The following is a 22,925-nucleotide window of genomic DNA, read 5'->3' as shown; positions in this document are numbered from 1 at the left end:
GCGGGTGAACCGCCGCGACATCTCCGACGACGACACCGGCCCGATTCGCCGGGTTACGGACAGCCCGTCCGATCGCTCGCCCGGAACGTCCCGTTCGCCGCGCCGGACCCCGCCCGAGGGCACCAGGCGCGCGCGTCCCCCCGCTCAGCGGCCGCGCCAGGCCGAACCGGGCAGACGTCGCGCCGCCGAGCCCGAACCCGAACCGAAGCCCGAGCCGAAACCGGCCGGTCACGGGCATTCGCACGGCCACGGACCGGCGGCGCCCGCGTCGCACCGCGTCCGGAAGCTGTTGATGTGGCTCCTGATCCCGCTCGCCGTCGCGACCGTCGCCGGGATGGTCCTGCTCTACCCGTGGGGCAAGGATCCGGCCAAAAGCGTGTTCCCCCAGGGAACTCCGGTGAACGCCACGATCTCCACGACGATCACCGGGCCGTGCCTCGCCGAAGGCCAGGTCCAGGTCGGCGAGCCGCCGCCGGACGCGAAACCGTGCCTCACCAGCGCACTGACGATGACCGACGGTCCCGGCGTCGGAAAGCCACTGAAGCTGACCCTTCCGATCGAGCCGAGCACGCCTCGGTTCGCCGCGGGCGACAAGGTGGTGCTGTCCTACAACGGCGGCGACGTCGCGGACCCCGCGTCGTTCCAGATCGTCGACTTCCAGCGCGGGATGCCGTTGCTGCTGCTCGCCGCACTGTTCGCGCTCGCGGTGATCGTGCTGGGCCGCTGGCAGGGTCTCGCCGCGCTGATCGCGCTCGGGCTGAGCTTCCTGATCCTCGCGCTGTTCGTGCTGCCGTCGATCCTCGCCGGGGAAAGCCCGCTGCTGGTGGCGATCGCGGGCGCGGGCGCGATCATGTTCATCGCGCTGTACCTGACCCACGGGCTGTCCGCGAGAACCTCGGTGGCGGTACTGGGCACCCTGGTGAGCCTGGTCCTGATCGGCGTCCTTTCGGCGATCTTCTCGGCCGCGGCGTCGCTGACCGGGCTGGACGACAGCACCTCGCAGCTGATCGGCTCACTCGGGCACGGGATCGACGCGCGAGGGCTGTTGCTGGCCGGTGTCGTGATCGGCGCGCTCGGTGTCCTGGACGACGTCACGGTGACGCAGACGAGCGCCGTGTGGGAGCTGCGGCGGGCGAACCCGTCGCTCGGCTGGCGTGAGCTCTACGGCGCGGGCCTGCGGATCGGGCGTGACCACGTCGGTTCGGCGGTCAACACCCTCGTGATGGCGTACGCGGGCGCGGCGTTGCCGGTGCTGCTGTACACGTCGCTTTCGGGTGTCGGCCTCGGTTCGATCCTCGGCGCGGAGAACATCGCGCAGGAGATCGTGCGGACGCTGGCCGGGAGCGTCGGCATCGTCGCGGCGGTGCCGGTCACGACCGTGCTGGCCGCGCTGATCGCCTCGCGGGAGCCTCAAGAGTCCCTGTAGTCACAGGCTTCCCCAAGGACCGCTGTCGTGGGGGATCCGCCTGGGAGAAGTGTCATGAAAGGGGCTTTCAGGACAAATTTCGTCCTGAAAGCCCCTTTCATGACATGCGGCAGGACTCCGTGACTCAGTCCAGCGTCGCCACGAACCGGCTGACCGCCTCCATCGTGAACCGCTGGATGTACTTCCCTGCGGGCGCCGCCGAAGCCAGCCGGTACAGCGGCCGTTCCGCCGCCGCGTCCCCGCGCGCCTCCGATTTAAGCTGTGCCACCAGCAGTTCCGAGAACACCAGGCCGTTCGCCTCGGTGTTGTTCAGCAGCGCGTTGGCCAGCTTGCGCAGTTGCAGGATGCCGAGTTCCCGGCCGCCCGCGCCCGAGTAGACGGCCAAGTCGACCTTCGCCACCTTGCGGCGTTTGCCCGCGTTGACCAGCAGGCTGACCGTCCGGGTGCCGCGCACGTCGCTGATCACCAGGTCGATGCGCTCGGCCGCGGTCAGATCGATCCGCCGGAAGCCCCAGGTCCGCACGATGAGCGTTTCACCTTCGAGCCAGACGCGGCGCCGCAGGTTGTAGAACATGACGTAGAGCAGCGGCAGCGCGATCACCGCGGCGACGACGAGCCCGGCGATCTCACCGCCGATCAGCCCGGCGATCCCGCCGAACGCGGCCGCGAAGATCACGACGCCCGCGATACCGGAGCAGCCACGCCTGCGGCGGAGCTTGGGATCGTCGTGGAACAGCGGCAGCCGCTCGGGGGTCTCCGGCGTGCCGGTCGGCTCGGCCATCACACGCCCGTCCCCGCCAGGAACGGGTTGCCCGCGCGTTCCTGGCCGATCGTGGTGGCCGGGCCGTGTCCCGGCAGGACGACGGTGTCGTCGGGCAGCGTCATCACCTTGACACCGAGGGAGCGCACGAGTTCACCGCCGTCGCCGGAGGACCGGCCGATCGAACCGGCGAACAGGCTGTCCCCGGTGAGCACGATCCGGCCGCCCTCGGCGGAGGTCAGCCCGAAGATCACCGAACCGGCGGTGTGCCCCGGTGTGCGGGACACCGAGATCTCCAGCCCGGCCAGCCTGAGCGGGCCATCGACGAGTGGCACGATCCCGTCCTTCCATTCCCCGGCGTCCGAGACCAGGAGTGGCCGGTCCGCCTCGTCCAGATGAAGAGGTATCCCGTGGCGCGCGCCGATCACGGCCGCCGAGGCGACGTGGTCCGGGTGGCCGTGGGTGGCGAGCATCGCGACCGGCGTCAAGCCGTGTTCGGAGAGCGCGGCCTCGAGCGGCTCGACGACGTCCTCACCGGGATCGACGATCACGCACTCCCCGCCGCCGTCCGCGGCGAGCAGATAGCAGTTGGCTTCGAGGGGGCCTGCCGGAAAACCGACAACCAGCACGAAACGCCTCCTCAGATCTTCCGCCGAACAGGTGACAGGATGGCCCTGATCACGATCAAGTAAGCCTAGCGGCCCCTGTACGGGGGTCTCACAGGCTGTGCCCATAGACTTCCGCTACCTCAGACGTGTGACATCGAGTGGAAACCGGGAGGGCGGGTGCCGACCAACCAGCAGCGCCGCGAAGCCGCGAAGCGCAAGCTCGAGCGACAGATCGTGCATCGGGCCGAAAAGGCCAAGCGACGCAAGATCGTCGGCTCGGTGGCGGTCGTCGGCGTCGTCGCGATCGTGGCGGGCGCGGTTTGGTGGATCGTCAGCAGTAACAGTGGTGACGACGCCGCCTCCGACGCTTCCCCGAGCTCGGCTCCTCCGACCCCCGAGGTCACCATCCCCACGGAACGCGCGCCGCTGCCCAAGCGGGCGACGCCGCTGGCGAACCCGGTGGCCTGCGACTACAAGGACGACGCCACCAAGCAGGCCTCGAAGAAGGTGAACAAGCCGGAAGGCAAGGGCGTCTCTTCGAACGGGACCGTCAACGTCGTGCTGAAGAGCACCGCGGGCGACGTCCCGCTGAGCCTGGACCGGGCGCTCGCCCCGTGTGCCGTGCAGAGCTTCATCAGCCTCTCGCAGCAGGGCTACTTCAACGACACCAAGTGCCACCGGCTCGGCACCACCGGCCTGCAGATGCTGCAGTGCGGTGACCCCGAGGCCAGCGGCATGGGCGGCCCGGGCTACACGATGCCGGACGAGGCGTTCCCCGAGATCAAGTACGGCCGCGGCATCCTCGCGATGGCGAAGACGCAGCAGCCGAACTCCGGCGGCAGCCAGTTCTTCATGGTCTACGGCGAAGCCGAACTGCCCGCGGAGTACTCGGTCTTCGGCAGCATCACCGACGAGGGCCTGAAGGTGCTCGACAAGGTCGCCAAGGCGGGTGCCAACGCCCAGGCCGGCGGCGGCGACGGCACCGGCCCGCCCAACACCGAGGTCAAGTTCACCGGCGTCACGGTCAGCCCCTGACGTGAAGCTGGAGCTCAACGGCGCGCCCGCCAGGTCGGAAGACCTGGTGGGCGCGTTCGGTTACGGTCATTTCACCGCGATGCAGGTCCGCGACGGCAAGGTCCGCGGCCTCGACGGCCACTTGCACCGGCTCGCGACGAGCACCCGGCGCATGTTCGCCACCGGACTCGACACCGACGCGGTGCGCGGATACGTCCGGCAGGCCGTTCGGGGCGAGGACGCGCTGTCCGTGCGGGTGCTGATCTTCTCCCGCGCGATGGACTGGTCCGATCCCGGCGCCCCCGCGGCCCCGGATGTCCTCGTCCGGACCGGGCCGCCGAAAGAGCACGAGCTGACGCCGCTGCGCCTGCGATCCGTGCGCTACGAACGGGTGCTGCCCGAGGTCAAGCACGTCGGCACGTTCGGCCTGGTCCACCACACGCGTGAGGCGATGATGGCCGGTTACGACGACGCGTTGTTCGTCGACCAGCTGGGCAGGGTCAGCGAGGCGTCGATCTGGAACGTCGGTTTCCTCGACGGCGGCACGGTGGTCTGGCCGCAGGCGCCGGTGCTCGACGGGATCACCCAGCAGTTGGTACGGCGCGGCTTGACGCTCACCGGGATCCCACAGGAGATCCGCGAGGTCCGTCCGGCCGATCTGCCGGGATTCGACGCGATGTTCCTGACCAACTCGGAGTCGGTCGGCTGGCCGGTGGCGTCGGTGGACGACGTCGTCCTGCCGTTCGCGCCCGAGACCGGCCGGATCCTGACCGAGGCCTACGAGAGCAACCCCTGGGACGAAATCTAACTCGAACCTTCCTCCGCGACGGCACGTGTAGTGAGTAGCCGTCCGGAAAGGGAGGACCCTTGGCCGCTCACCGGGTTCGCACCAGTTTCGTCCTCGCCGTGCTGTTCAGCGGCTCGATGGGCGGTCTTGCGCACGCGCAGGAACCGCCGTCCGGCGCGGTCGTGAAGTACTTCGTGGTCCCGTTCTCGGCGAGCCCGGACGAGAACACGCTGTTCCGGATCGCGGAGCAGACCCTCGGCGCGGGTGCCCGCTATCAGGAGATCTTCCGGCTCAACGAAGGCAGGATCCGGCCGGACGGCACCGCGTTCACCAACCCGGCCTCGATCCAGCCGGGGCAGGTCCTGCAACTCCCCGCCGACGCCCACGGCGCGATCGACGGTCCGCTGCCCACCGCGCCGGCCGCTCCCCCGCCCCGGCCGGCGCAGGCCGTCACCCCGGCCGCGTCGGCGACGTCGGGGAGCCTCGTGGCGTCGCTGGCGACCGGGATCGGGGGCGTACTGCTGGGCTTGCTCGGCGGGCTCAGGCTGCGGCGCTCGCGGCTGCGGCGCACGCCGTCGCCTCCCGAGCCGGAGCCGCTCGTCTTCCCGCCCAGTACCGGAACGCTCGACCTGCCCACCGAACCCCGGCTGGAGGAGACCCGTCCGATCCGGGACTGGATGCCGCTGCCGGATGCTCCCGATGGGCACTCGTACTTCTTCCTGAGCATGGCCGACACCCAGCTGATCGCGGCCGTCCCGGCGGACGCGCGCGTGAACGTCACCGTGATGACCGCGCCCCTGCCGAAACCGGTGATCATCGACATGCCGGAAGTCCGAAGGGCGCATCTAGAGGACTAAATGCGGGGCCTTCGACGTCAGCGGTAGGTGAACTTCGGCGGCCGGCGCGCGAGGAAAGCGGCCACGCCCTCGGCGTAGTCCTCACCGTGCAGGGCGCCGAGCCGGATCTCGTCGACCTCGGCGTCGGATTCCTCTTGACCGGCCACGATCTTCTCGATGATCCGGTTCATCCCGCGCACCGATGCCTGCGATCGCGAAGCGAGCGTCTCGACGAACTCCGCCGTCGAAGTCTCCAGCTCGTCAGCCGGGAAGACGTCGTTGAGCAGCCCGATCTCCCTGGCCCGCCGCGCATCGACGAGCTCGCCCGAGAGCAGGAAGTACTTGGCGTGCGCCGGGCCGACCAGCGAGACCAAACGCCGGGTCGAGTCGAAGTGGTAGACGATGCCGAGCTTCGCCGGCGTGATCCCGAAGCGCGAGCCCTCCGCGGCGAAGCGGAAGTCGCAGGCAACCGAAATCTGGCAACCGCCGCCGATGCAGTTCCCCTGGATCATCGCCACCGTCGGCTTCCGTGACGCCGTCAGCGCCGCCACGGCCTCATCGACGGCCTTGTCGTAGGTCTCGGCCGCGTCGGCGGTGGACCGCAGGTCCCGGAACTCGCTGATGTCGGCGCCCGCCGAGAAATGCGCGCCCGCGCCGGTCAGCACGAGCACCTTGATCGCCGGGTCCGCCTCCACCCGCGCCACCACGTCCGGGATCGCCGACCACATCCCGTAGGTGATCGCGTTCATCTTCTCCGGCCTGGTGAACGTCAGCCGCGCGACCTCGCCGTCGCGAGTGAATTCGAACCCGTCAGTCATGTTCCGCACCCTAAGTGCGCGCCTCCCCCTGAACCACCCGGATGTGGGCAAGCCCCCGCGGAACCGGTTAGGAAGCGGAAGTCACCCGATAGACGTCGTAGACGCCCTCGACACCTCGGACCACCTTCAGCACGTGGCCGAGGTGCTTCGGGTCGCCCATCTCGAAGGAGAACCGGCTGACCGCGACCCTGTCACGAGATGTGGTCACCGACGCGGACAGGATGTTGACCTTCTCGTCCGCGAGCACCTTGGTGACGTCGGAGAGCAGGCGGTGCCGATCCAGCGCCTCGACCTGGATCGCGACGAGGAAGACCGACGACGCCGACGGTGCCCATTGGACTTCGACCAGGCGCTCGGGCTGCGCGGTCAAATCGTCGGCGTTGGTGCAGTCGGTCCGGTGCACGCTGACACCACCGCCGCGGGTGACGAACCCGAGGATCTCGTCGCCCGGCACCGGTGTGCAGCAGCGGGCGAGTTTGGCCCAGACGTCGCCGGCGCCCTTCACCACGACACCGACGTCGTTCGAGCCGCGGCGGCGGGTGACCGTGGACGGGGTCGCGCGCTCGGCGAGTTCCTCTTCTGCCTCGTCGACGCCGCCGATGAGCGCGACCAGCCGTTGCACGACGTGCTTCGCGCTGGTGTGGCCTTCGCCGACGGCCGCGTACAGCGAGCTGATGTCGGGGTGCCGCAGTTCGGTGGCGACGGCGCCCATCGACTCGGCGGAGACCAGCCGCTGGATCGGGAGGCCGACCTTGCGGACCTCCTTGGTGATGGCCTCCTTGCCGCCTTCGATCGCCTCGTCGCGGCGTTCCTTGGCGAACCACTGCCGGATCTTCGCGCGCGCCTTGGGCGAACCGGCGAACTGGAGCCAGTCGCGGCTCGGCCCGGCCGTCTCGGCCTTCGAGGTGAAGATCTCGATGACCTCGCCGTTCTCGAGCTTGCGCTCGAGTGCGACCAGCCTGCCGTTGACGCGGGCGCCGATGCAGCGGTGGCCGACCTCGGTGTGCACGGCGTAGGCGAAGTCGACCGGCGTCGACTCGACCGGCAGCGTGATCACGTCGCCCTTGGGCGTGAACACGAAGATCTCGCGCGAAGCGAGTTCGTAGCGCAGTGATTCGAGGAAGTCACCCGGGTCGGCGGCCTCACGCTGCCAGTCGAGGAGCTGGCGCATCCACGCCATCTCGTCGACGTCCACCGAGTTGGCCCCGTTGCTGCTGTGGGTGCCCTTGGTCTCCTTGTACCGCCAGTGCGCGGCGATGCCGTACTCGGCGGTGCGGTGCATCTCGTAGGTACGGATCTGCACTTCGAGCGGCTTGCCGTCCGGGCCGATCACCGTGGTGTGCAACGACTGGTAGACGCCGAAACGCGGCTGCGCGATGTAGTCCTTGAACCGGCCGGGGACCGGCTGCCACAACGCGTGGACGACACCCATCGCGGCGTAGCAGTCGCGGACGTCCTCGACCAGGATCCGTACGCCGACCAGGTCGTGGATGTCGTCGAGGTCGCGCCCGCGCACGATCATCTTCTGGTGGATCGAGTAGTAGTGCTTCGGCCGTCCCTCGACCTTGGCGGTGATCCGCGAGCCTTCGAGGTTGCCGGTCAGCTCGGTGATCACGGACCGCAGGTACGTGTCCCGTGAGGGCGCGCGATCGGCGACCAGGCGGACGATCTCGTCGTACTTCTTCGGCTGCAGGATGGCGAAGGCCAGGTCCTCCAGCTCCCATTTGACCGTCGCCATGCCGAGCCGGTGCGCGAGCGGGGCCAGGACTTCCAGGGTCTCGCGGGCCTTGCGGGCCTGCTTCTCCGGCGGCAGGAAGCGCATCGTGCGCATGTTGTGCAGCCGGTCGGACAGCTTGATGACCAGCACGCGCGGGTCCCGCGCCATCGCGATGACCATCTTGCGGATGGTCTCGGCCTCGGCGGCCGTGCCGAGCTTGACCTTGTCCAGCTTGGTGACGCCGTCGACCAGCTCGCCGACCTTCTCGCCGAAGTCGGCCTTGAGGCTCTCCAGCGAGTATCCGGTGTCCTCGACGGTGTCGTGCAGCAGCGCCGCGACCAGCGTCGTGGTGTCCATGCCGAGTTCGGCGAGGATGGTCGCGACGGCGAGCGGATGCGTGATGTACGGGTCGCCGGACTTGCGCCGCTGCTCACGGTGGAGCTCTTCGGCGACGTCGTAGGCGCGCTGCAGTAGCGCGAGATCGGCGTTCGGGTGCAGCTCACGGTGGATGACGGCGAGCGGCTCGAGGACCTGTTTGACCGGCGCGGCGCGCTGTGCGGTGATGCGGCGGGCGAGGCGGGCGCGGACGCGGCGCGTGGCGGATGGCGTCGGCGCTGCCCCCTGTCGCGCCGCACCGTTCTGCTCGGTGCCGTCCTTCGAGGACACCGCGGCATCGAGCTCTTGGCTCACCCGCACCTCCTGCAGCTTCGTGCGGCCTTCGGACGTCAAGGGTAACCGCTCCCCCTCGCGGCACACTGGGTGCGCCTGCTCAACACACCCGGAGGGCCTCCACGCGATGCCCTTCAAGCACGGAACGACCACCGAGCGCGCCGAGTTCCATGACCACCGAAACCCCGGTGACCTGCGCCTTCGCGTCTTCCAGCAGTTTGCAGGTCGCCGCGACCGTGCCTCCGGTGGCGAGCACGTCGTCGAGGATCGCGACACGCTGACCAGGCTCGACGACACCTTCGGGAAGTTCGACCGTCGCGGTGCCGTACTCCAGCGTGTAATCGACCCGGCCCGCGACGCGGGGCAGCTTGCCGGGCTTGCGGATCACCGCGACGCCGAGACCGCGGGCGTAGCCGACGGCCGCGGCCAGCAGGAACCCGCGCGCTTCCACGCCCGCCAGCAGCTCGGCCTCGGGATCGACGGTGGCGGCGAGCGCGTCGGTGACGACCTTGAACCCGGCGGCGTCGGCGAACATCGGACTCAGGTCCCGGAACAACACGCCGGGTTCCGGGAAGTCCGGCACGTCGGCGATCAGGTCGAGTGCCTTGTCCAGCTCCATGTACTTCCCTGCTCTCATGTCGTACGTGTGGGGTCGCCGAACGCAATGAACGGGACTTTCATTGCAAATTTTGCAATGAAAGTCCCGTTCATTACATGCTTGGAGCGAGCGGTTACCTCTTGCGCTTGCCCTGCGGACGGCCCTTGTGGGCCGCCTTCTGGTTCCGCGCCGGGACGCTCGCCGCGGCGGCGTACGCCTTCTCCTTGCGGAGTTCGGTGGACAGCGCGTCCTCGTCGGTCGGGTCGAAGTCGTCGTCGCGATCGGCGGCCTTGCGGGCCTGGTTCGCGCGCCGCGAGGCGACCCGCTCGGCCTGCTGGCGGAACTTCGGATCGCGCATCTTGAGGTCGACCAGCAGCGGGGTGGCCAGCGCGACCGACGACAGCACGCCGACGATGGTGCCGGTGAGCTGCACCAGCGCGAGGTCCTGCAGCGTGCCGGAGCCGAGCAGGATGTACCCGACCACGAGCAGGCCGAGGATCGGCAGCATCGCGATCAGCGCGGTGTTGAACGACCGCATCAGCGTCTGGTTCAGCGCCAGGTTGGCCGCCTCGCCGAAGGTACGGCGGGTGAGCCCGAGCAGGCCGCGCGTGTTCTCGCGGACCTTGTCGAACACCACCACCGTGTCATAGAGCGAGAACCCGAGGATCGTCAACAGACCGATCACCGTCGCCGGCGTGACCTCGAAGCCGATCAGCGAGTACACACCCGCCGTCACCACGATGTCGTGCAGGAGCGAGATCAGCGCCGCGGCGGCCATCCTGGTGTCGAAGTACAACGCCAGGAACAGCGTGACCGCCAGGAGGAACACCCCGAGCGCGATCAGCGCCTGACGCGAGATCTCCCCGCCCCAGGACGCGCTCACCGCGCTGTCACTGATGGCCTGGACGCTCGGCTGACCGTTGGTGCCGATCGGACCCAGGTCCCGGAACAGCGCCTGCTTGATCTTGGAGACCTCGGCCGCGTCCAGGGTGTCCGAACGGAGCTGGATGGTCGACGAGACGCCGCTGCCGACCTTCTGCGCCTCGTCGGCCGGACGGCCGAGTGCCTCGGCGAAGACGTCCTTCGCCTGTTGCTCGCTGATCTGCCCGTTCTTGCCGTTGGCGGGCATCTGGATCTGGGTGCCGCCTTCGAAGTCGATCCCGAAGTTGAACCCCTTGATCCCCATCGACGCGATGCAGACCAGTACCAGCGCGCCGAAGAAGATGTACCAGCGCTTGCGCTTGCCGACCACGTCGAACGCGCCCGTGCCCACGTAGAGGCGACGGAAGATGCTCTCGCGCTTGCCCGCGGTGGTGGTGTTGTCGTCGACCACGGTCACGCCTCCTTGACGTTCGGGCGGCCGGCGGCCGGACGGGCCGCCTTGCGCTCCGAGCCCACCTGCTGGACGGCACCGAGGCCGAGGTTCTTCGGGTTGGACAGGAACTTCGACTTCGACCGGGACACCATCGCGACCAGCGGATGCGTCACGAGGTAGACCACGACGAGGTCGAGCACCGTCGACATGCCGAGCGTGAACGCGAAGCCCTTCACGTCACCGACGGCCAGCCAGTACAGGATGGCCGCGGCGAGGAAGCTGACCGCGTCCGACGCCAGGATCGTGCGCTGGGCACGGGACCAGCCTCGCGGCACCGCGGAGCGGAATGTCCTGCCTTCGCGGATCTCGTCCTTTAATCGTTCGAAGTAAATGACGAAGGAGTCCGCGGTGATACCGATCGCGATGATCAAACCGGCCACGCCGGCGAGGTCGAGGGTGTACCCGATCCACCGCCCCAGCAACACCAACACCGCGTAGACGAGCGAGAACGCCAGGACGAGGGACAAGATCGTCAGCACACCGAGCAGGCGGTAATAGAACAAGCAGTAGATGAAGACGATCAGCAGGCCGATACCGCCGGCGATCAGGCCCGCCTGCAGCGACGCGAGACCCAGCGTCGCGGACACCGTCGTCGCGTCCGAGGACTCGAACGACAGCGGCAGCGAGCCGTACTTCAGCACGTCCGCCAGGTCCTTCGCCTCGACCTGACTGAACCGGCCGGTGATCTGGGTCTGGCCGCCCAGGATCGCGGACTGGATGGTCGGCGCGGAGACGACCTGCGTGTCGAGGACGAACGCCGCCTGCTTCTGGGTGTTCTTCGAGGTGAAGTCGCCCCAGATCCGGGAACCGTCGCTCTTGAAGTTCAGGTTGACGACCCACTGGGAGTTCTGGGTGTCGTAGCCCGAGGAAGCGTCGGAGATCTCGGTTCCGGGGAGGAACTCCGGCTCCAGCAGGTACTTCGCGGTGTTCTTGTCACCGCAGGCGACCAGCGGCTTGTCGGTGAGGTCGTTGCCGACCAGCGGGTCCGACACCTTGGGGTCGCAGTTGAGGGCCGCGAATGCCTTCTCGGCGGCCGCGGCCTGCTTCGCCTGGTCCGTCGAAAGCAGATCGGGGTTCTGCCGGAGGCTCCGGGCCTCCTCGATCTCCTTCTTGGTCTGCTCGTCGGTGTCGCCGCCTGGCTGCTGCTGCGGCGCTCCGGCGGAACCACCGCCGCCGTTGGCCGGGCTGCTCGGCGGAGCGCTCGCGGACGGGGCGCCCGAAGACGCGGGCGGGGCCGAAGACTGCGGCGGGGCCGACGGCTGCGGAACCGGGGTCACCGGCTGCGAGGTCACGACCTTCCGGAAACCCAGCTTCGCGGTCTTGCCCAGGCTCTTGGCCTGGTCGCCCTGCTCGCCGGGGACGGTGATGACGACGTTGCTGCCGTCGAGGACGACCTCGGTGCCACCGACGCCGATACCGTTGACCCGGCGCTCGATGATCGAGCGGGCCTGTTCGAGGGACTCTCGCGGAGGGTCGCCGCCGTCGGGATTTCGGGCGGACAGGGTGACCCTCGTGCCGCCTTGCAGATCGATGCCGAGTTTCGGCGTCGGCTTGCCGCTACCGGTGAAGAACACCAGGGCGTACAGCGCCACCACGATCAGGGCGAAGAAGGCGAGATAGCGTCCCGGGCGGAGATGCCCGGCCGGTGCGGCCACTGTGCTTCGGTCTCCTCGGACGGACTGGGTTTTCCCCAATGGACTTGGCTGTTCACTCACCGGACGGGAGTCCGGTGGTACCGCGAACCTGCCTCGATGACGATGCCCGGTGAACGGGCACGACTATGACGACGGACACGCACGCAGCACCGAGACACTACTCGGTGCTGCGTGAGCCCGGCGTTGCCCCCGCACCTACGAAAGTCTGGTGTCGGGGATGGCCTTACAAGAGCTACTTCTTGCCGTGCTCCAGCGGAGGAGCGATCTGCGCGCCCGACTTCTCTTCGACGCGCTCGTCGTCCTTCGACTCGATGGCAGGCTCCTCGACGACGGCCTCGTCGTCGATCGTCTCGTCGTCGGTCTCGACGACCGGCTCGATCTTCTCGCGGACGGCCTGGCGGAGCCAGGTGGTCACGACACCGGGAGCGATCTCGAGATCGATCGTGGTGTCGGCGGAGGCGTCGGCGACGGACGCGTAGAGACCGGAGGTGGTCATCACCCGGTCACCGGGAGCAAGGCTCGAGAGCAGCTCCTGCTGCTTTGCCGCCGCCTTCTTCTGCTTACGGGTGCCCATGACGAGCGGAATCGCCACAACGAGCATCAGGAGCAGCGGCAGCAATAACTGGTTCATGATTCTCCATTTCGAGCGGACGCCGCGCGGTGCGCTGTTTTGTCCGATTTGGCGGGGTGTGCTCTACCCGAGTGTGCCAGGTGCCAGCGGAAACTCCACCACCACCCGTCGTCACCACGGGCCCCGGACCACGTGAGCGGCCCGGTCATTCCTGGTCGAACAGGTTCGGGCCACCCTGCTCACCACGTGTGGCACCGGCCGGAGCCGGCAGGCCGAGGTGTTCCCAAGCGGCCGCTGTGGCGACCCGGCCGCGAGGAGTGCGGGCGAGCATACCGGCGCGGACCAGGTAAGGCTCACACACCTCTTCGACGGTGGTCGGTTCTTCCCCCACCGCGACGGCCAGCGTGGACACGCCGACCGGGCCGCCGCCGAAGGACCGGACCAGCGCCGTCAGCACCGCGCGGTCGAGCCGGTCGAAGCCCATTTCGTCGACGTCGTAGACCTCCAGCGCGGCGCGCACGACCTTGCGGGTGGCGTGCCCGTCAGCGCGAACCTCGGCGTAGTCGCGTACCCGGCGCAGCAGCCGGTTCGCGATCCGGGGTGTGCCGCGGGACCGGCGGGCGATCTCCGCGGAACCGTCGCGGTCGATCTCGATCTCCAGAATCGTGGCGGCCCTGCGCACGACGAGGTCGAGTTCGCTGTCGGTGTAGAACTCCATCTGGCCGGTGAAACCGAACCGGTCGCGCAGCGGACCGGTCAGCGAGCCGGACCGTGTCGTGGCTCCGACCAACGTGAACGGCGCGATCTCCAGCGGGATGCTGGTGGCGCCGGGTCCCTTGCCGACGACGACGTCGACGCGGAAGTCCTCCATCGCGAGGTACAGCATTTCCTCGGCGGGCCGGGCGATCCGGTGGATCTCATCGATGAACAGGACATCGCCGGGCGCCAGGTTGGACAGCATCGCGGCGAGGTCCCCCGCGCGTTCCAGTGCCGGCCCCGAAGTGATCCGGATGGCGGCGTTGAGTTCGGCGGCGACGATCATCGCCATACTCGTCTTGCCCAGTCCGGGCGGGCCGGAGAACAAGACATGGTCCGGCGGGACACCCCTGCGGCGTGCGCTCTCCAGGACGAGTTCGAGCTGCTCACGGACTCGTGGCTGACCGATGAACTCGTCGAGTTTACGTGGGCGAAGAGTGGTCTCGACCTCGCCTTCGCCGGTCTGTGGCAGCGCCGAAAGCGTCTCGTCGTCGGCCTCGAAATCCGTCACGGCCTCATAGTCCATGTGGCGAGCTACCGCTTACGCCCGAGGGTGGCCAACGCGGCGCGCAGCACGGAGGACGTCGTGTGGCCCTCGCCCTCGCTGAGCACCTTGTCGACGGCCTGTTCGGCCTGCTTGGCCGGGAAGCCGAGACCCGCGAGCGCCTCGACGACCTCGCCCCGCAGCACGCCGGGCGCGGTGACCACCGGCGAGCCGTCGGTCGGGCCCGCGAGCGCGGTGACCTTGTCACGCAGTTCGAGCGTGAGCCGCTCGGCGCCCTTGCGGCCGATGCCGGGCACCTGGGTGAGCACGGTGATGTTGCCTTCGACCAGCGCGGACCGCAGCTTGTCGGGGTCGAGGACGGCCAGCGTCGCCAGTGCGAGCCGCGGGCCGATCCCGGAGACCGTCTGCAGCAGGCCGAACAGTCCGCGGGCGTCGGCGTCGGCGAAACCGAACAGCGTCAAGGAATCCTCGCGGACCACGAGCGCGGTGTGCAGCATCGCCTGCTCGCCGCGGCGAAGCGTCGCGAGAGTGGCGGGTGTGGCCTGGACGGCGAAGCCGACTCCCCCGACCTCGATCACGACGTGGTCCAGGCCGATGGAGAGGATTTCTCCGCGTACCGAGGAGATCATCGAGCCGCTCCCTGCGTTTTGGCTTCGTGTTTTTTGGCGCGCTGTGCCGCGGCGGCGAGCCTGGCCTTGTGGTTCTTGGCGATCTCGGCCGCTCTGGCCTCGGCTTCGGCGAGCCGGACCCGCATCGGTTCGCGCCACAGATGGCAGATGGCGAGCGCGAGCGCGTCCGCGGCGTCCGCCGGATGCGGTTTGACCTCGAGGCCGAGCAGCCGCATGACCATACCGGTGACCTGGGCCTTGTCCGCGCGGCCGGAGCCGGTGACGGCCGCTTTGACTTCACTCGGCGTATGGAACACGACCGGCAGCCCGCGTTTGGCCGCGGCGAGCGCGACGACGCCGCCCGCCTGTGCGGTACCCATCGCGGTGCGCACGTTGTGCTGCGCGAAGACGCGCTCCACCGCGACCGCCTCGGGCTTGTAGCGATCCATCCACTGCTCGGCGGCGTCGGAGATCCCCAGCAGGCGCACGGCGAGATCCGCGTCGGGCGGGGTCCGCACGACGTCGACGGCCACGGCGCGGACGGTGCGGCCCGTGCCGCCGTCGACCACCCCGAGCCCGCACCTGGTCAGACCGGGGTCGACCCCGAGTACCCGCACGCTTTTCCTCCGCTGCTCCGGCTTCCCTGGCGAACATCAGTTCGAGGTCCCGAGGCTACCCGGAGCTGCCTCCAGGCAAGATGAGGACATGCCGAGCTTCGACGACTTCGCCGCCCATCTGGATCTCCAGCCGCTTCCCGTGGAAGGCGGCCGCTGGGCGCAGAGCTGGCGCGACGAGACCGCTTCCGCGATCTACTACCTGCTCGTTTCGCCGGAGACCTCGGCTCCGCACCGGCTGGACCGGCTGGAGATCTACGCCCACCACGCGGGTGCCCCGATGCGGATGCTGTTGCTGTTCCCGGACGGGCGGATCTCGCGGCCGGTGCTCGGGCCGGACGTCGCGGCCGGTCAGCGTCCGCAGGTCGCGGTGCCCGCCGGGGTGTGGCAGGCGTCGGTGAGCACAGGCGAGTGGAGCCTGGCCGGGACGGTGGTGGTGCCGCCCTATACGGACGACTGCGTGGAGTTCCGTTCCGCGGCGGCTTTGGCCGCGGAGTGGCCTGGGGCGGCGGAGGACCTGGCGCCCTGGCTGGGGTGAGCACGCGTACCCGGATGTCATGAAAGGGGCTTTCAGGACGAAAAACGTCCTGAAAGCCCCTTTCATGACACAGGCTCCACGGCGACCCGACGCGAGAGACCTCAGGGACCGTCGACGCCCGGCGTCCAGCTCTCCGGGTCACCGGATTCGGTCAGCACCGGCTGGTACCGGTCGAACCCCTCCGGCGCGTCCGGATGCCAGGGGAACTGCCCGTCCGGCGTGGCGACGATCAGCTGCAGCGCCGGGAAGTCCCCGTCCGGGTAGATCAGGAACGCGCTCCCGAAGTACTCGGGATAGTGCCCCTTCGCGACCCGCTCGAAGACCACCGGCGCGCCCTCGAAGAAATCGTCATAACACTTGCCGACCTCGAAGATCTCGCCGGCGGCCGCGCGGTCGACGTAGGCGTCGAGCAGGACCGGCCCCATGTGCTCGGGCAGTCCGATCACGACCGCTTCCGCGACGCTGTGCAGCGCCCACGCGCACGCGGTGAAGCAGAAGTTCGCGTCGTTCTCGTCGCCTTCGACCGCGATGACCGCGTTCCCTCTCGCCTGCGCCTGCGACTCGATCCACTGGACGAGTTCGGTTTCTTCGGCGGTGAGGGCGTCGGCTTCGAAGGTCGTCACGGGCGACATTCTGCCCCACGTCCGCGTCCGCACCTAGTCCCGGGACGATTTTTCCGCGGCATGGCGGGAAAAACGATCAGCCGACCTCGGCCATGACCTCGTCCGACACGTCGAAGTTCGCGTAAACGTTCTGCACGTCGTCGCAATCTTCGAGGGCATCGATGAGCTTGAAGACCTTCTTCGCACCGTCGACGTCCAGCGGGACGCTGACCGACGGCAGGAACGTGAGATCCGCGGACTCGTACTCGAAACCGGCCTCCTGCAAGGCTTTCCGGACCGGGACGAGGTCGGTCGCCTCGGAGACGATCTCGAAGTTCTCGTCGAGGTCGTTGACCTCTTCGGCGCCCGCGTCGAGCACGGCCATGAGGACGTCGTCCTCGGCGGCGTCACCCTTGGGCATGATCACGACGCCCTTGCGGTTGAACATGTAGGAGACCGAACCCGGGTCGGCGAGCGAGCCGTTGTTCCGGGTGAGCGCGGTCCGGACCTCCATGGCGGCGCGGTTCTTGTTGTCGGTGAGGCATTCGATCAGCACGGCCACACCGTTCGGGCCGTAGCCTTCGTAGGTGATGGTCTGCCAGTCTGCGCCACCCGCTTCTTCACCGGCGCCGCGTTTGCGCGCGCGCTCGATGTTGTCCTGCGGGACCGAGTTCTTCTTGGCCTTCTGGATGGCGTCGTAGAGCGTCGGGTTGCCATCCGGGTCGCCACCGCCGGTCCGTCCCGCCACCTCGATGTTCTTGATCAACCGGGCGAAGAGCTTGCCGCGCTTCGCGTCCAGGTTGGCCTTCTTGTGCTTCGTGGTGGCCCACTTGGAGTGGCCGCTCATCTCTCCTCCATCTACTCCTGTGCCCGCCGCTGAGCACAGTGTCGGTTTACTAAGCCTGCCGCACGAGGTCGACGAACAGCCTGTGCACGCGCTCGTCCCCGGTGAGTTCGGGGTGGAACGACGTGGCGAGAACCGCCCCCTGCCGGACCGCGACGATCCTAGCGGCCGCGTCGTCCGACCCCGGCATTTCGGGGACACTGGCGAGTACCTCGACCCCGTCGCCCGCCTTTTCGACCCACGGGGCGCGGATGAACACAGCGTGCACCGGACCGCCTTCGATACCGGTGAAGTCGAGGTCGGCTTCGAACGAGTCCACCTGCCGCCCGAACGCGTTGCGCCGGACGACGACGTCGAGTCCGCCGAGTTGCCGCTGGTCAGGCCGCCCGTCGAGGGCCTGGCGGGCCAGCAGGATCATGCCGGCGCACGAGCCGAACGCGGGCAGTCCGTCCGCGATGCGTTCCTGCAGCGGTTCGAGCAGTTCGAAGCTCTCGAGCAGCCTCGACATGGTCGTCGACTCGCCGCCCGGCAGCACCAGACCGTCCACTTCGGACAGTTCACTCGCGCGGCGGACCGGCAGCGCACGGGCACCGGCGCGTTCCACCATCGCGGCGTGCTCCCGCACGTCACCCTGCAGTGCGAGCACGCCGACCACCGGCCGTGCCCCCGTCGCGATCGCCACCCGACCTCCCGAAAGACGTTCCCGACAGCTTAGGCGCTCCGGGGAACGGCCAGGTCAGGGGACCCCGGCCAGCCGCAGCAGGGCGGCGGTCGCGGCGGCCGCGACGACGACCAGCGCGAACGGCGCCTTGCGCCAGGCGAGCACGCCGCCGACGAGGACGCCCGCGGGCCGGGCGAATCCGGCGAACTCGTGTCCCTCGGTGAGCGCGGCGACCGCGACCAGCGCGGCCAGCAGCACGACGGCCGAACGCGCCATCAGCTTCTCGGCCTTGGGCGACACGGTGAACCGCGCCTTCAGCACCGGTCCGGCGAACCGGAAGGCGAATGTCCCGACGGCGAGCACGCCGCCCGCGATGATCAGGTCCATCGGGTCCATCAGTGCACTCCCTCGGGTTCACGTTCGGCGGGTTCCTTCGCGGCCACTCCGGCCAGCACGCCGACCAGTGCGAGCAGCACGGGCAGCCCGGCGGGCAGGAACGGCGTCGTGGCCAGCGCGATGGCCACGCCGAGGAACACCGGCAGGCGGGTCGCGCGGTCCTTCAGCGACGGCAGGACCAGCGCGAGCAGGACCGCGGGGAAGGCCGCGTCGAGACCGAAGGCGTCGGTGTCGCTGATCGCGGTCCCGGCGTACGCCCCGGCGAGGACGCCGACGTTCCAGCAGACGAACAGCCCGATCCCGCACACCCAGTACGCCGCCCGGCGCCGCTCTTCGTCACGCTGGGCCAGCGCGAACGCGACCGATTCGTCGATCATCAGATGGCTGCCGACGATCCTCGACGACCACCGCTTCCCCAGGACGTCGCCGATCGCGAAGCCGAACGGCAGGTGCCGCGCGTTGGCGAGCAGGCCCGCCGCGACGGCCGCGAACGGGCTGCCGCCCGCGGCGATGATGCCGACGAACATGAACTGCGAGGCACCGGCGAAGACCAGTACCGAAAGCAGCATCGGCGCCCAGATCGGGAAGCCGGAGCCGACCGCGATCGCGCCGTAGGAGATGCCGACGATGGTGTCGGCGAGGCAGACCAGCCCGATGCCACGGAGAAGATCGCGCCCCAGGACACGAGTGGTTGTTCGCCATATCGAACGCATAGCGTCATACAATGAACGAACGCACCCGTGTTCGTCAAGGCGAACAAAACGACCGATGGAGCGAACGCATGTCCCCGACCGCGTCCGACGGCGCACCACTGGACGTCATCGCCACCTCACTGCGCCGGGAACGCGCCCGCACCGGGCTGTCCCTCACCGAGGTCGCCAAACGCGCCGGCATCGCGAAGTCCACGCTCTCCCAGCTGGAGTCCGGCGCCGGGAACCCGAGCGTCGAGACGATCTGGGCGCTGTGCGTCGCGCTCGACGTCCCGTTCTCCCGGGTGGTCGAGCCCGAGCGCCCCCGCGTGCAGGTCATCCGCTCGGGCAGCGGGCCGACGGTGTTCGCCGAACACGCCGACTACGCGTGCACGCTGCTCAGTTCCTGTCCGCCCGGAGCCCGGCGCGACGTCTACCTGATTCGCGCCGAGCCCGGGAAGCCGAGGCTTTCGGATCCGCACATGAGCGGTATCGTCGAGCACATGATCCTCAGCGCCGGCCGTGCCAAGGTCGGACCGCTGGACGAACCGGTCGAACTGCTGCCCGGCGACTACATCTGCTACCCCGGCGACATCCCGCACATCTTCGAGGCGCTCGAGCCGGGCACGTACGGCGTGGAGATCGCGGAGTACACCTGATCAAGCGGACTCTTCCGCCTTCTCGTCGGCGATCTTCTCTTCGGTGACGTCCGCGAGTTTCCAGCCGCCCTTCCGCCGCAGCACCAGGAGGTAGTACCCGATCGACAGCAGGGCGACGCAGGCCGTGACGATCAGGCTCGGCCGTCCGACCGCCGGGTCGAGCAGGTTCTGGTAGACCACGAACACCAGGACGGCCAGCGCCAGCACCGGCGCGACCGGGAACCACGGCATCCGGTATTTGGCGTGCGCCGTCGCCCCGGTGCGACGGCCGACGATCGCGCCGAGACACAGTGCCGCGTAGACCGCCACGATCGACGTGCTCGTCACCACGAGCAGCAGTTTCGGGTCGACGAAGCACAGCAGCGCGGCGACCAGGCCGGTGCCGACGGTGGCCACCCACGGCGTCCCGAACTTCGGGTGCACCGCGGACAGCGCGCGGTTGACCGGCGACGGCCACGCCCGGTCGCGGCCGCTGCTGAACAGCATCCGCGAGCTGATCAGCACGATCGCCAGCACCGCGTTGACGATCGCGAGCGCGACGGCCAGGCCGAGCACGGTGTCGAGCGTTCCGCCGCCACGCGAGTCGATGAAGTAGGACAGCATGTTCTCCGAGGCGAACAGCGCGTTCAGGTCGGGCGCGCCGAGCAGGACCGCGGTCACCGGGATCAGTTCGGCCAGCACCGTGATGCCGAGCGCGAGCAGGATCGCGCGGGCGATCCCGCGTGAGGCGTCCTGCGTCTCCTCACCGAAGTACACCGCCGAGCCGTAGCCGTTGTAGGCGAAGATCGCGATCGACATGGCGATCGCGATGGCGCCGACCGTCGCCGGGCTCCCGTCGGAGGCGACCGGATGCGCAAGCAGCTCACTGAACGACCGCGCCGGGTCGAACAGCCCGAGCGCGCTGACCACGATCAGCGCGAGGATCTCGATGGCGAGGAAGACGCCGGTCACCCAGGCGTTGAGCTTGATGTCGAACACCCCGACGACGGCCGCGACCACGCAGGTCACGGCGGCGATCACCGGACCGGGCACGCCGGGCAGGAGCACGCCGAGATAGGTGCCGACGCCGAGCGCGATCACCGCCACGATGAGCACCTGCGTGATGATCATCAGGCCCAGTACCGCGAACCCTGGCAAGCGGCCGAGCGTGCGGGTGACGATCGCGTACTCCCCGCCCGCCAGCGGGAAGGCGGACGCGAGTTCGGCGTAGACGAAGGCCATGAACACGCCGACGACCGCGGCGGCCACGAAGCTGTAGAAGGCACCCGTACCGGCGCCGGAGATCACCCCCGGCGCGATGATGAAGACGGACGAGGCGGGGCTGATCGCGGAGAGCGTGATGAGCAGCGTGCCGAGGGTGCGCAGACCGCGGCGCAGGGCGGGAGTGGACACGGCCGACCTCCTACAAGGTGGGTTCCTTGAAACTCCTTCGAAGAACTGTTGAGCACGCATCAAAGGCCCTTCACCGTGTGACGTCAAGACCTGATCCGGCTCAGGGCTTGCGTTTTTTGAAGAAGGTTCAAAGAATGAGGGCATGGCGAGACCGAGCAAGGCACCGGAACGACGGGCCGAACTGATCGAGGTGGCCAGACGGGCCGTCCTCGAACGCGGCGTGCTGAACCTGCGGCTGCGGGACATCGCCGAGGGCGCGGGCCTGTCGTCGGGTTCGGTCCTGTACTACTTCCCCACCCTCACCGACCTGCTCCAAGAGGTGCAGCGCGAAGCGGTGGCGCGGTTCTGCTCGGAGAGGGAGCGTGCGGCGAGCGCGAAGACCGGCCCGGTCGAGCGGCTGCTGTCGATGATCCGCAGCGGCCTGCCCACCGGCCCCGGCGACGAACTCTGCGTGCTGCTCTACGAGCTCGGCACCATCGCCCGCCGCGATCCCGTGTACGCCGCCCGGCACATCACGCTCTACGAGCAGCAGGTGCGGATCTACACCGGCATCCTCGAAGCGGGCGCGGCCACCGGCGAGTTCACCCTGACCGCGGACGCGGTGGCCATCGCACGGAACCTGGTCGCCCTGGAGGACGGCTACGGCCTGCACCTCACCCAGGCCGTGCCGACGCTCGAAACCGCGACCGCCGAAGCCATGTTGCTGTCCTACGCCCGCACCGCCACCACGAATCCCCTGGAGGACCGTTCATGACCCGCGCCCGCGATCTGGGTGTCCCCCTGCCCGGCCGGACCGGCGAGCACAACGCGCTCACCGACGTCCCCGGCGTCGAAATCGGCTTCACGACACTCGTCGAAGGCGAATCGGTGCGCACCGGCGTCACCGCCGTCCTGCCGCGTGGGCACGAGGACTTCGCCGTGCCCTGCGCGGCCGGGACGTACGCCCTCAACGGCAACGGCGAGATGACCGGTACCGCCTGGCTGGCCGAGACCGGGTCGCTGACCCTTCCGGTACTCATCACCTCCACCCACGCCGTCGGCGCTTGCCACCGCGGCGTGATCGACTGGGTGGTGCGGGAACGGCCCGACGTGGCCGCCGAATGGCTGCTGCCGGTGGTCGCCGAAACCTGGGACGGCTACCTGAACGACAGCACCGCACCGACCATCCACAACGGACACGCCATCGCCGCCATCGACGCCGCGGCGGCCGGTCCCGTCAGCGAGGGTTCCGTCGGCGGTGGCACCGGGATGACCTGTTACGGCTTCAAGGGCGGCACCGGAACGTCCTCCCGTGTCGTGTCCTATGGAGACGACGAGTACACCGTGGGTGTGCTGGTACAGGCCAACTTCGGCTCACGCCGCGAACTCACCGTCGCCGGTGAGCGGGTCGGGCTCGAACTGAGCGCGGACAACCCGCTGGAGGAGGCCTGGACGGCGCCGCCGGGGGCGGGCTCGGTCATCGTGATCGTGGGGACCGACGCTCCCCTGCTGCCCGGCCAGTGCACCTCGCTCGCGCGCCGGGTCCCGCTCGGGCTCGCCCGCACCGGCACCACCGGCTCGCATTTCTCCGGCGACCTCTTCCTCGCGTTCAGCACGGCGAACCCGGGCGCGCTCACCAGCCGGTTCCCGCGGACGGAGGAGGCCGAGTACGAGAACCTCCGGTTCGTTCCGTGGGGCAGGCTCGACCCGTTCTTCGAAGCCGTGGTGCAGGCGACCGAAGAGGCGGTGCTCAACGCCCTGTTCGCGAACGAGGAGATGACCGGCCATCGGGGTCACCGGGTCCCCGCGCTGCCGACGGCGCGCTGGCGCGGCTGAGCCCCGGGACCG

25 protein-coding genes are annotated in these 22,925 nt (G+C 69.0%); 8 read left to right on the top strand and 17 right to left on the bottom strand.

Going from position 1 to position 22,925, the window contains the following annotated elements:
- Positions 1 to 4 precede the first annotated feature (4 nt).
- Complete coding sequence (locus tag ACZ5IK_RS23240) at positions 5 to 1,426, top strand: YibE/F family protein (RefSeq protein ID WP_465489553.1); 1,422 nt, start codon at positions 5 to 7, stop codon at positions 1,424 to 1,426.
- Between the two features lie 124 nt (positions 1,427 to 1,550).
- Here the strand turns inward: ACZ5IK_RS23240 and ACZ5IK_RS23235 are convergent, their stop codons facing one another.
- Both ACZ5IK_RS23235 and ACZ5IK_RS23230 read right to left on the bottom strand, forming a co-directional pair.
- Complete coding sequence (locus tag ACZ5IK_RS23235) at positions 1,551 to 2,207, bottom strand: hypothetical protein (RefSeq protein WP_101607372.1); 657 nt, start codon at positions 2,205 to 2,207, stop codon at positions 1,551 to 1,553.
- Positions 2,207 to 2,815, bottom strand: coding sequence for an MBL fold metallo-hydrolase (locus ACZ5IK_RS23230; protein ID WP_465489552.1), 609 nt, complete (start codon positions 2,813 to 2,815; stop codon positions 2,207 to 2,209). The genes ACZ5IK_RS23235 and ACZ5IK_RS23230 overlap by 1 nt, the downstream gene beginning before the upstream one ends.
- Positions 2,816 to 2,971: 156 nt before the next feature.
- On the opposite strand from ACZ5IK_RS23230, the gene ACZ5IK_RS23225 reads away from it, so the two are divergent.
- Genes ACZ5IK_RS23225 through ACZ5IK_RS23215 form a run of 3 tightly spaced genes read left to right on the top strand, consistent with a single transcriptional unit; the run spans position 2,972 to position 5,452 of the window.
- Complete coding sequence (locus ACZ5IK_RS23225) at positions 2,972 to 3,829, top strand: peptidylprolyl isomerase (RefSeq protein ID WP_465489551.1); 858 nt, start codon at positions 2,972 to 2,974, stop codon at positions 3,827 to 3,829.
- A 1-nt stretch (position 3,830) separates the two neighbouring features.
- On the top strand, positions 3,831 to 4,616 hold the full coding sequence (locus ACZ5IK_RS23220) for an aminotransferase class IV family protein (protein WP_465489550.1): 786 nt from the start codon (positions 3,831 to 3,833) through the stop codon (positions 4,614 to 4,616).
- A gap of 59 nt (positions 4,617 to 4,675) precedes the next feature.
- Positions 4,676 to 5,452, top strand: a complete 777-nt coding sequence (locus ACZ5IK_RS23215; protein WP_465489549.1) for a LysM peptidoglycan-binding domain-containing protein — start codon at positions 4,676 to 4,678, stop codon at positions 5,450 to 5,452.
- 17 nt (positions 5,453 to 5,469) lie between these two features.
- On the opposite strand, the gene ACZ5IK_RS23210 is transcribed toward ACZ5IK_RS23215, so the two are convergent.
- The 9 genes from ACZ5IK_RS23210 to ruvC all read right to left on the bottom strand — a co-directional run bounded on the left by ACZ5IK_RS23210 (position 5,470) and on the right by ruvC (position 15,320).
- Positions 5,470 to 6,249, bottom strand: a complete 780-nt coding sequence (locus ACZ5IK_RS23210) for an enoyl-CoA hydratase/isomerase family protein (protein ID WP_465489548.1) — start codon at positions 6,247 to 6,249, stop codon at positions 5,470 to 5,472.
- A gap of 67 nt (positions 6,250 to 6,316) precedes the next feature.
- A complete protein-coding gene (locus ACZ5IK_RS23205; RefSeq protein WP_101613148.1) occupies positions 6,317 to 8,656 on the bottom strand; it encodes a RelA/SpoT family protein in 2,340 nt (779 codons plus the stop codon).
- 79 nt (positions 8,657 to 8,735) lie between these two features.
- Positions 8,736 to 9,254, bottom strand: a complete 519-nt coding sequence (locus ACZ5IK_RS23200; protein WP_465489560.1) for an adenine phosphoribosyltransferase — start codon at positions 9,252 to 9,254, stop codon at positions 8,736 to 8,738.
- Positions 9,255 to 9,366: 112 nt separating this feature from the next.
- Positions 9,367 to 10,572 carry a protein translocase subunit SecF gene (secF, locus tag ACZ5IK_RS23195; RefSeq protein ID WP_465489547.1) on the bottom strand — a complete coding sequence of 402 codons (1,206 nt, stop codon included), beginning with the start codon at positions 10,570 to 10,572 and terminating at the stop codon, positions 9,367 to 9,369.
- Positions 10,569 to 12,263, bottom strand: coding sequence for a protein translocase subunit SecD (gene secD, locus ACZ5IK_RS23190; RefSeq protein WP_465489546.1), 1,695 nt, complete (start codon positions 12,261 to 12,263; stop codon positions 10,569 to 10,571). The genes secF and secD overlap by 4 nt, the downstream gene beginning before the upstream one ends.
- Positions 12,264 to 12,495: 232 nt before the next feature.
- A complete protein-coding gene (gene yajC, locus ACZ5IK_RS23185) occupies positions 12,496 to 12,894 on the bottom strand; it encodes a preprotein translocase subunit YajC (protein WP_465489545.1) in 399 nt (132 codons plus the stop codon).
- 145 nt (positions 12,895 to 13,039) lie between these two features.
- Positions 13,040 to 14,116, bottom strand: a complete 1,077-nt coding sequence (gene ruvB / locus ACZ5IK_RS23180; RefSeq protein WP_465489544.1) for a Holliday junction branch migration DNA helicase RuvB — start codon at positions 14,114 to 14,116, stop codon at positions 13,040 to 13,042.
- 8 nt (positions 14,117 to 14,124) lie between these two features.
- Positions 14,125 to 14,724 (bottom strand): Holliday junction branch migration protein RuvA, encoded by a 600-nt coding sequence (gene ruvA, locus ACZ5IK_RS23175; RefSeq protein ID WP_101607362.1) that lies wholly within the window; start codon positions 14,722 to 14,724, stop codon positions 14,125 to 14,127.
- Positions 14,721 to 15,320 (bottom strand): crossover junction endodeoxyribonuclease RuvC, encoded by a 600-nt coding sequence (gene ruvC, locus ACZ5IK_RS23170; protein WP_465489543.1) that lies wholly within the window; start codon positions 15,318 to 15,320, stop codon positions 14,721 to 14,723. The genes ruvA and ruvC overlap by 4 nt, the downstream gene beginning before the upstream one ends.
- 88 nt (positions 15,321 to 15,408) lie before the next feature.
- On the opposite strand from ruvC, the gene ACZ5IK_RS23165 reads away from it, so the two are divergent.
- Complete coding sequence (locus ACZ5IK_RS23165) at positions 15,409 to 15,855, top strand: cupin domain-containing protein (protein ID WP_465489542.1); 447 nt, start codon at positions 15,409 to 15,411, stop codon at positions 15,853 to 15,855.
- Positions 15,856 to 15,956: 101 nt separating this feature from the next.
- On the opposite strand, the gene ACZ5IK_RS23160 is transcribed toward ACZ5IK_RS23165, so the two are convergent.
- The 5 genes from ACZ5IK_RS23160 to ACZ5IK_RS23140 form a co-directional block, all read right to left on the bottom strand.
- Positions 15,957 to 16,487, bottom strand: coding sequence for a DUF4262 domain-containing protein (locus tag ACZ5IK_RS23160; protein ID WP_465489541.1), 531 nt, complete (start codon positions 16,485 to 16,487; stop codon positions 15,957 to 15,959).
- A 67-nt stretch (positions 16,488 to 16,554) separates the two neighbouring features.
- Entirely contained in the window at positions 16,555 to 17,304 is a 750-nt protein-coding gene (locus ACZ5IK_RS23155; protein ID WP_101607358.1) for a YebC/PmpR family DNA-binding transcriptional regulator, read from the bottom strand.
- A gap of 49 nt (positions 17,305 to 17,353) precedes the next feature.
- Complete coding sequence (pdxT, locus tag ACZ5IK_RS23150) at positions 17,354 to 17,983, bottom strand: pyridoxal 5'-phosphate synthase glutaminase subunit PdxT (protein ID WP_465489540.1); 630 nt, start codon at positions 17,981 to 17,983, stop codon at positions 17,354 to 17,356.
- Positions 17,984 to 18,037: 54 nt separating this feature from the next.
- Positions 18,038 to 18,358 carry an AzlD domain-containing protein gene (locus tag ACZ5IK_RS23145; RefSeq protein WP_465489539.1) on the bottom strand — a complete coding sequence of 107 codons (321 nt, stop codon included), beginning with the start codon at positions 18,356 to 18,358 and terminating at the stop codon, positions 18,038 to 18,040.
- On the bottom strand, positions 18,358 to 19,071 hold the full coding sequence (locus tag ACZ5IK_RS23140) for an AzlC family ABC transporter permease (protein WP_465489538.1): 714 nt from the start codon (positions 19,069 to 19,071) through the stop codon (positions 18,358 to 18,360). The genes ACZ5IK_RS23145 and ACZ5IK_RS23140 overlap by 1 nt, the downstream gene beginning before the upstream one ends.
- A gap of 68 nt (positions 19,072 to 19,139) precedes the next feature.
- Here ACZ5IK_RS23140 and ACZ5IK_RS23135 point away from each other — a divergent pair, with 68 nt between their 5' ends.
- Positions 19,140 to 19,706, top strand: a complete 567-nt coding sequence (locus ACZ5IK_RS23135) for a helix-turn-helix domain-containing protein (RefSeq protein ID WP_465489537.1) — start codon at positions 19,140 to 19,142, stop codon at positions 19,704 to 19,706.
- Here ACZ5IK_RS23135 and ACZ5IK_RS23130 read toward each other — a convergent pair whose 3' ends face one another.
- Positions 19,707 to 21,098, bottom strand: a complete 1,392-nt coding sequence (locus tag ACZ5IK_RS23130; RefSeq protein ID WP_465489536.1) for an APC family permease — start codon at positions 21,096 to 21,098, stop codon at positions 19,707 to 19,709. It lies immediately after the preceding gene.
- Between the two features lie 142 nt (positions 21,099 to 21,240).
- Here ACZ5IK_RS23130 and ACZ5IK_RS23125 point away from each other — a divergent pair, with 142 nt between their 5' ends.
- On the top strand, positions 21,241 to 21,852 hold the full coding sequence (locus ACZ5IK_RS23125; protein ID WP_465489535.1) for a TetR/AcrR family transcriptional regulator: 612 nt from the start codon (positions 21,241 to 21,243) through the stop codon (positions 21,850 to 21,852).
- Positions 21,849 to 22,913 (top strand): DmpA family aminopeptidase, encoded by a 1,065-nt coding sequence (locus ACZ5IK_RS23120; protein WP_465489534.1) that lies wholly within the window; start codon positions 21,849 to 21,851, stop codon positions 22,911 to 22,913. The genes ACZ5IK_RS23125 and ACZ5IK_RS23120 overlap by 4 nt, the downstream gene beginning before the upstream one ends.
- Positions 22,914 to 22,925 lie beyond the last annotated feature (12 nt).

This window comes from Amycolatopsis sp. NPDC031561, from assembly GCF_055580625.1.
Note: the sequence above shows the minus strand (reverse complement) of the source record. Positions and strands in the feature narration are given on the sequence as shown.

What these genes read in the sequence shown, in the direction of transcription:
- ACZ5IK_RS23210 (WP_465489548.1), bottom strand. Translation starts at nt 6,249, where the DNA reads ATGACTGACGGGTTCGAATTCACTCGCGACGGCGAGGTCGCGCGGCTG.
- ACZ5IK_RS23140 (WP_465489538.1), bottom strand. Translation starts at nt 19,071, where the DNA reads ATGCGTTCGATATGGCGAACAACCACTCGTGTCCTGGGGCGCGATCTT.
- ACZ5IK_RS23135 (WP_465489537.1), top strand. Translation starts at nt 19,140, where the DNA reads ATGTCCCCGACCGCGTCCGACGGCGCACCACTGGACGTCATCGCCACC.
- yajC (WP_465489545.1), bottom strand. Translation starts at nt 12,894, where the DNA reads ATGAACCAGTTATTGCTGCCGCTGCTCCTGATGCTCGTTGTGGCGATT.
- ruvA (WP_101607362.1), bottom strand. Translation starts at nt 14,724, where the DNA reads ATGATCTCCTCGGTACGCGGAGAAATCCTCTCCATCGGCCTGGACCAC.
- ruvB (WP_465489544.1), bottom strand. Translation starts at nt 14,116, where the DNA reads ATGGACTATGAGGCCGTGACGGATTTCGAGGCCGACGACGAGACGCTT.
- ACZ5IK_RS23235 (WP_101607372.1), bottom strand. Translation starts at nt 2,207, where the DNA reads ATGGCCGAGCCGACCGGCACGCCGGAGACCCCCGAGCGGCTGCCGCTG.
- ACZ5IK_RS23200 (WP_465489560.1), bottom strand. Translation starts at nt 9,254, where the DNA reads ATGGAGCTGGACAAGGCACTCGACCTGATCGCCGACGTGCCGGACTTC.
- ACZ5IK_RS23120 (WP_465489534.1), top strand. Translation starts at nt 21,849, where the DNA reads ATGACCCGCGCCCGCGATCTGGGTGTCCCCCTGCCCGGCCGGACCGGC.
- ACZ5IK_RS23165 (WP_465489542.1), top strand. Translation starts at nt 15,409, where the DNA reads ATGCCGAGCTTCGACGACTTCGCCGCCCATCTGGATCTCCAGCCGCTT.
- ACZ5IK_RS23155 (WP_101607358.1), bottom strand. Translation starts at nt 17,304, where the DNA reads ATGAGCGGCCACTCCAAGTGGGCCACCACGAAGCACAAGAAGGCCAAC.
- ACZ5IK_RS23160 (WP_465489541.1), bottom strand. Translation starts at nt 16,487, where the DNA reads ATGTCGCCCGTGACGACCTTCGAAGCCGACGCCCTCACCGCCGAAGAA.
- ACZ5IK_RS23125 (WP_465489535.1), top strand. Translation starts at nt 21,241, where the DNA reads ATGGCGAGACCGAGCAAGGCACCGGAACGACGGGCCGAACTGATCGAG.
- ACZ5IK_RS23145 (WP_465489539.1), bottom strand. Translation starts at nt 18,358, where the DNA reads ATGGACCCGATGGACCTGATCATCGCGGGCGGCGTGCTCGCCGTCGGG.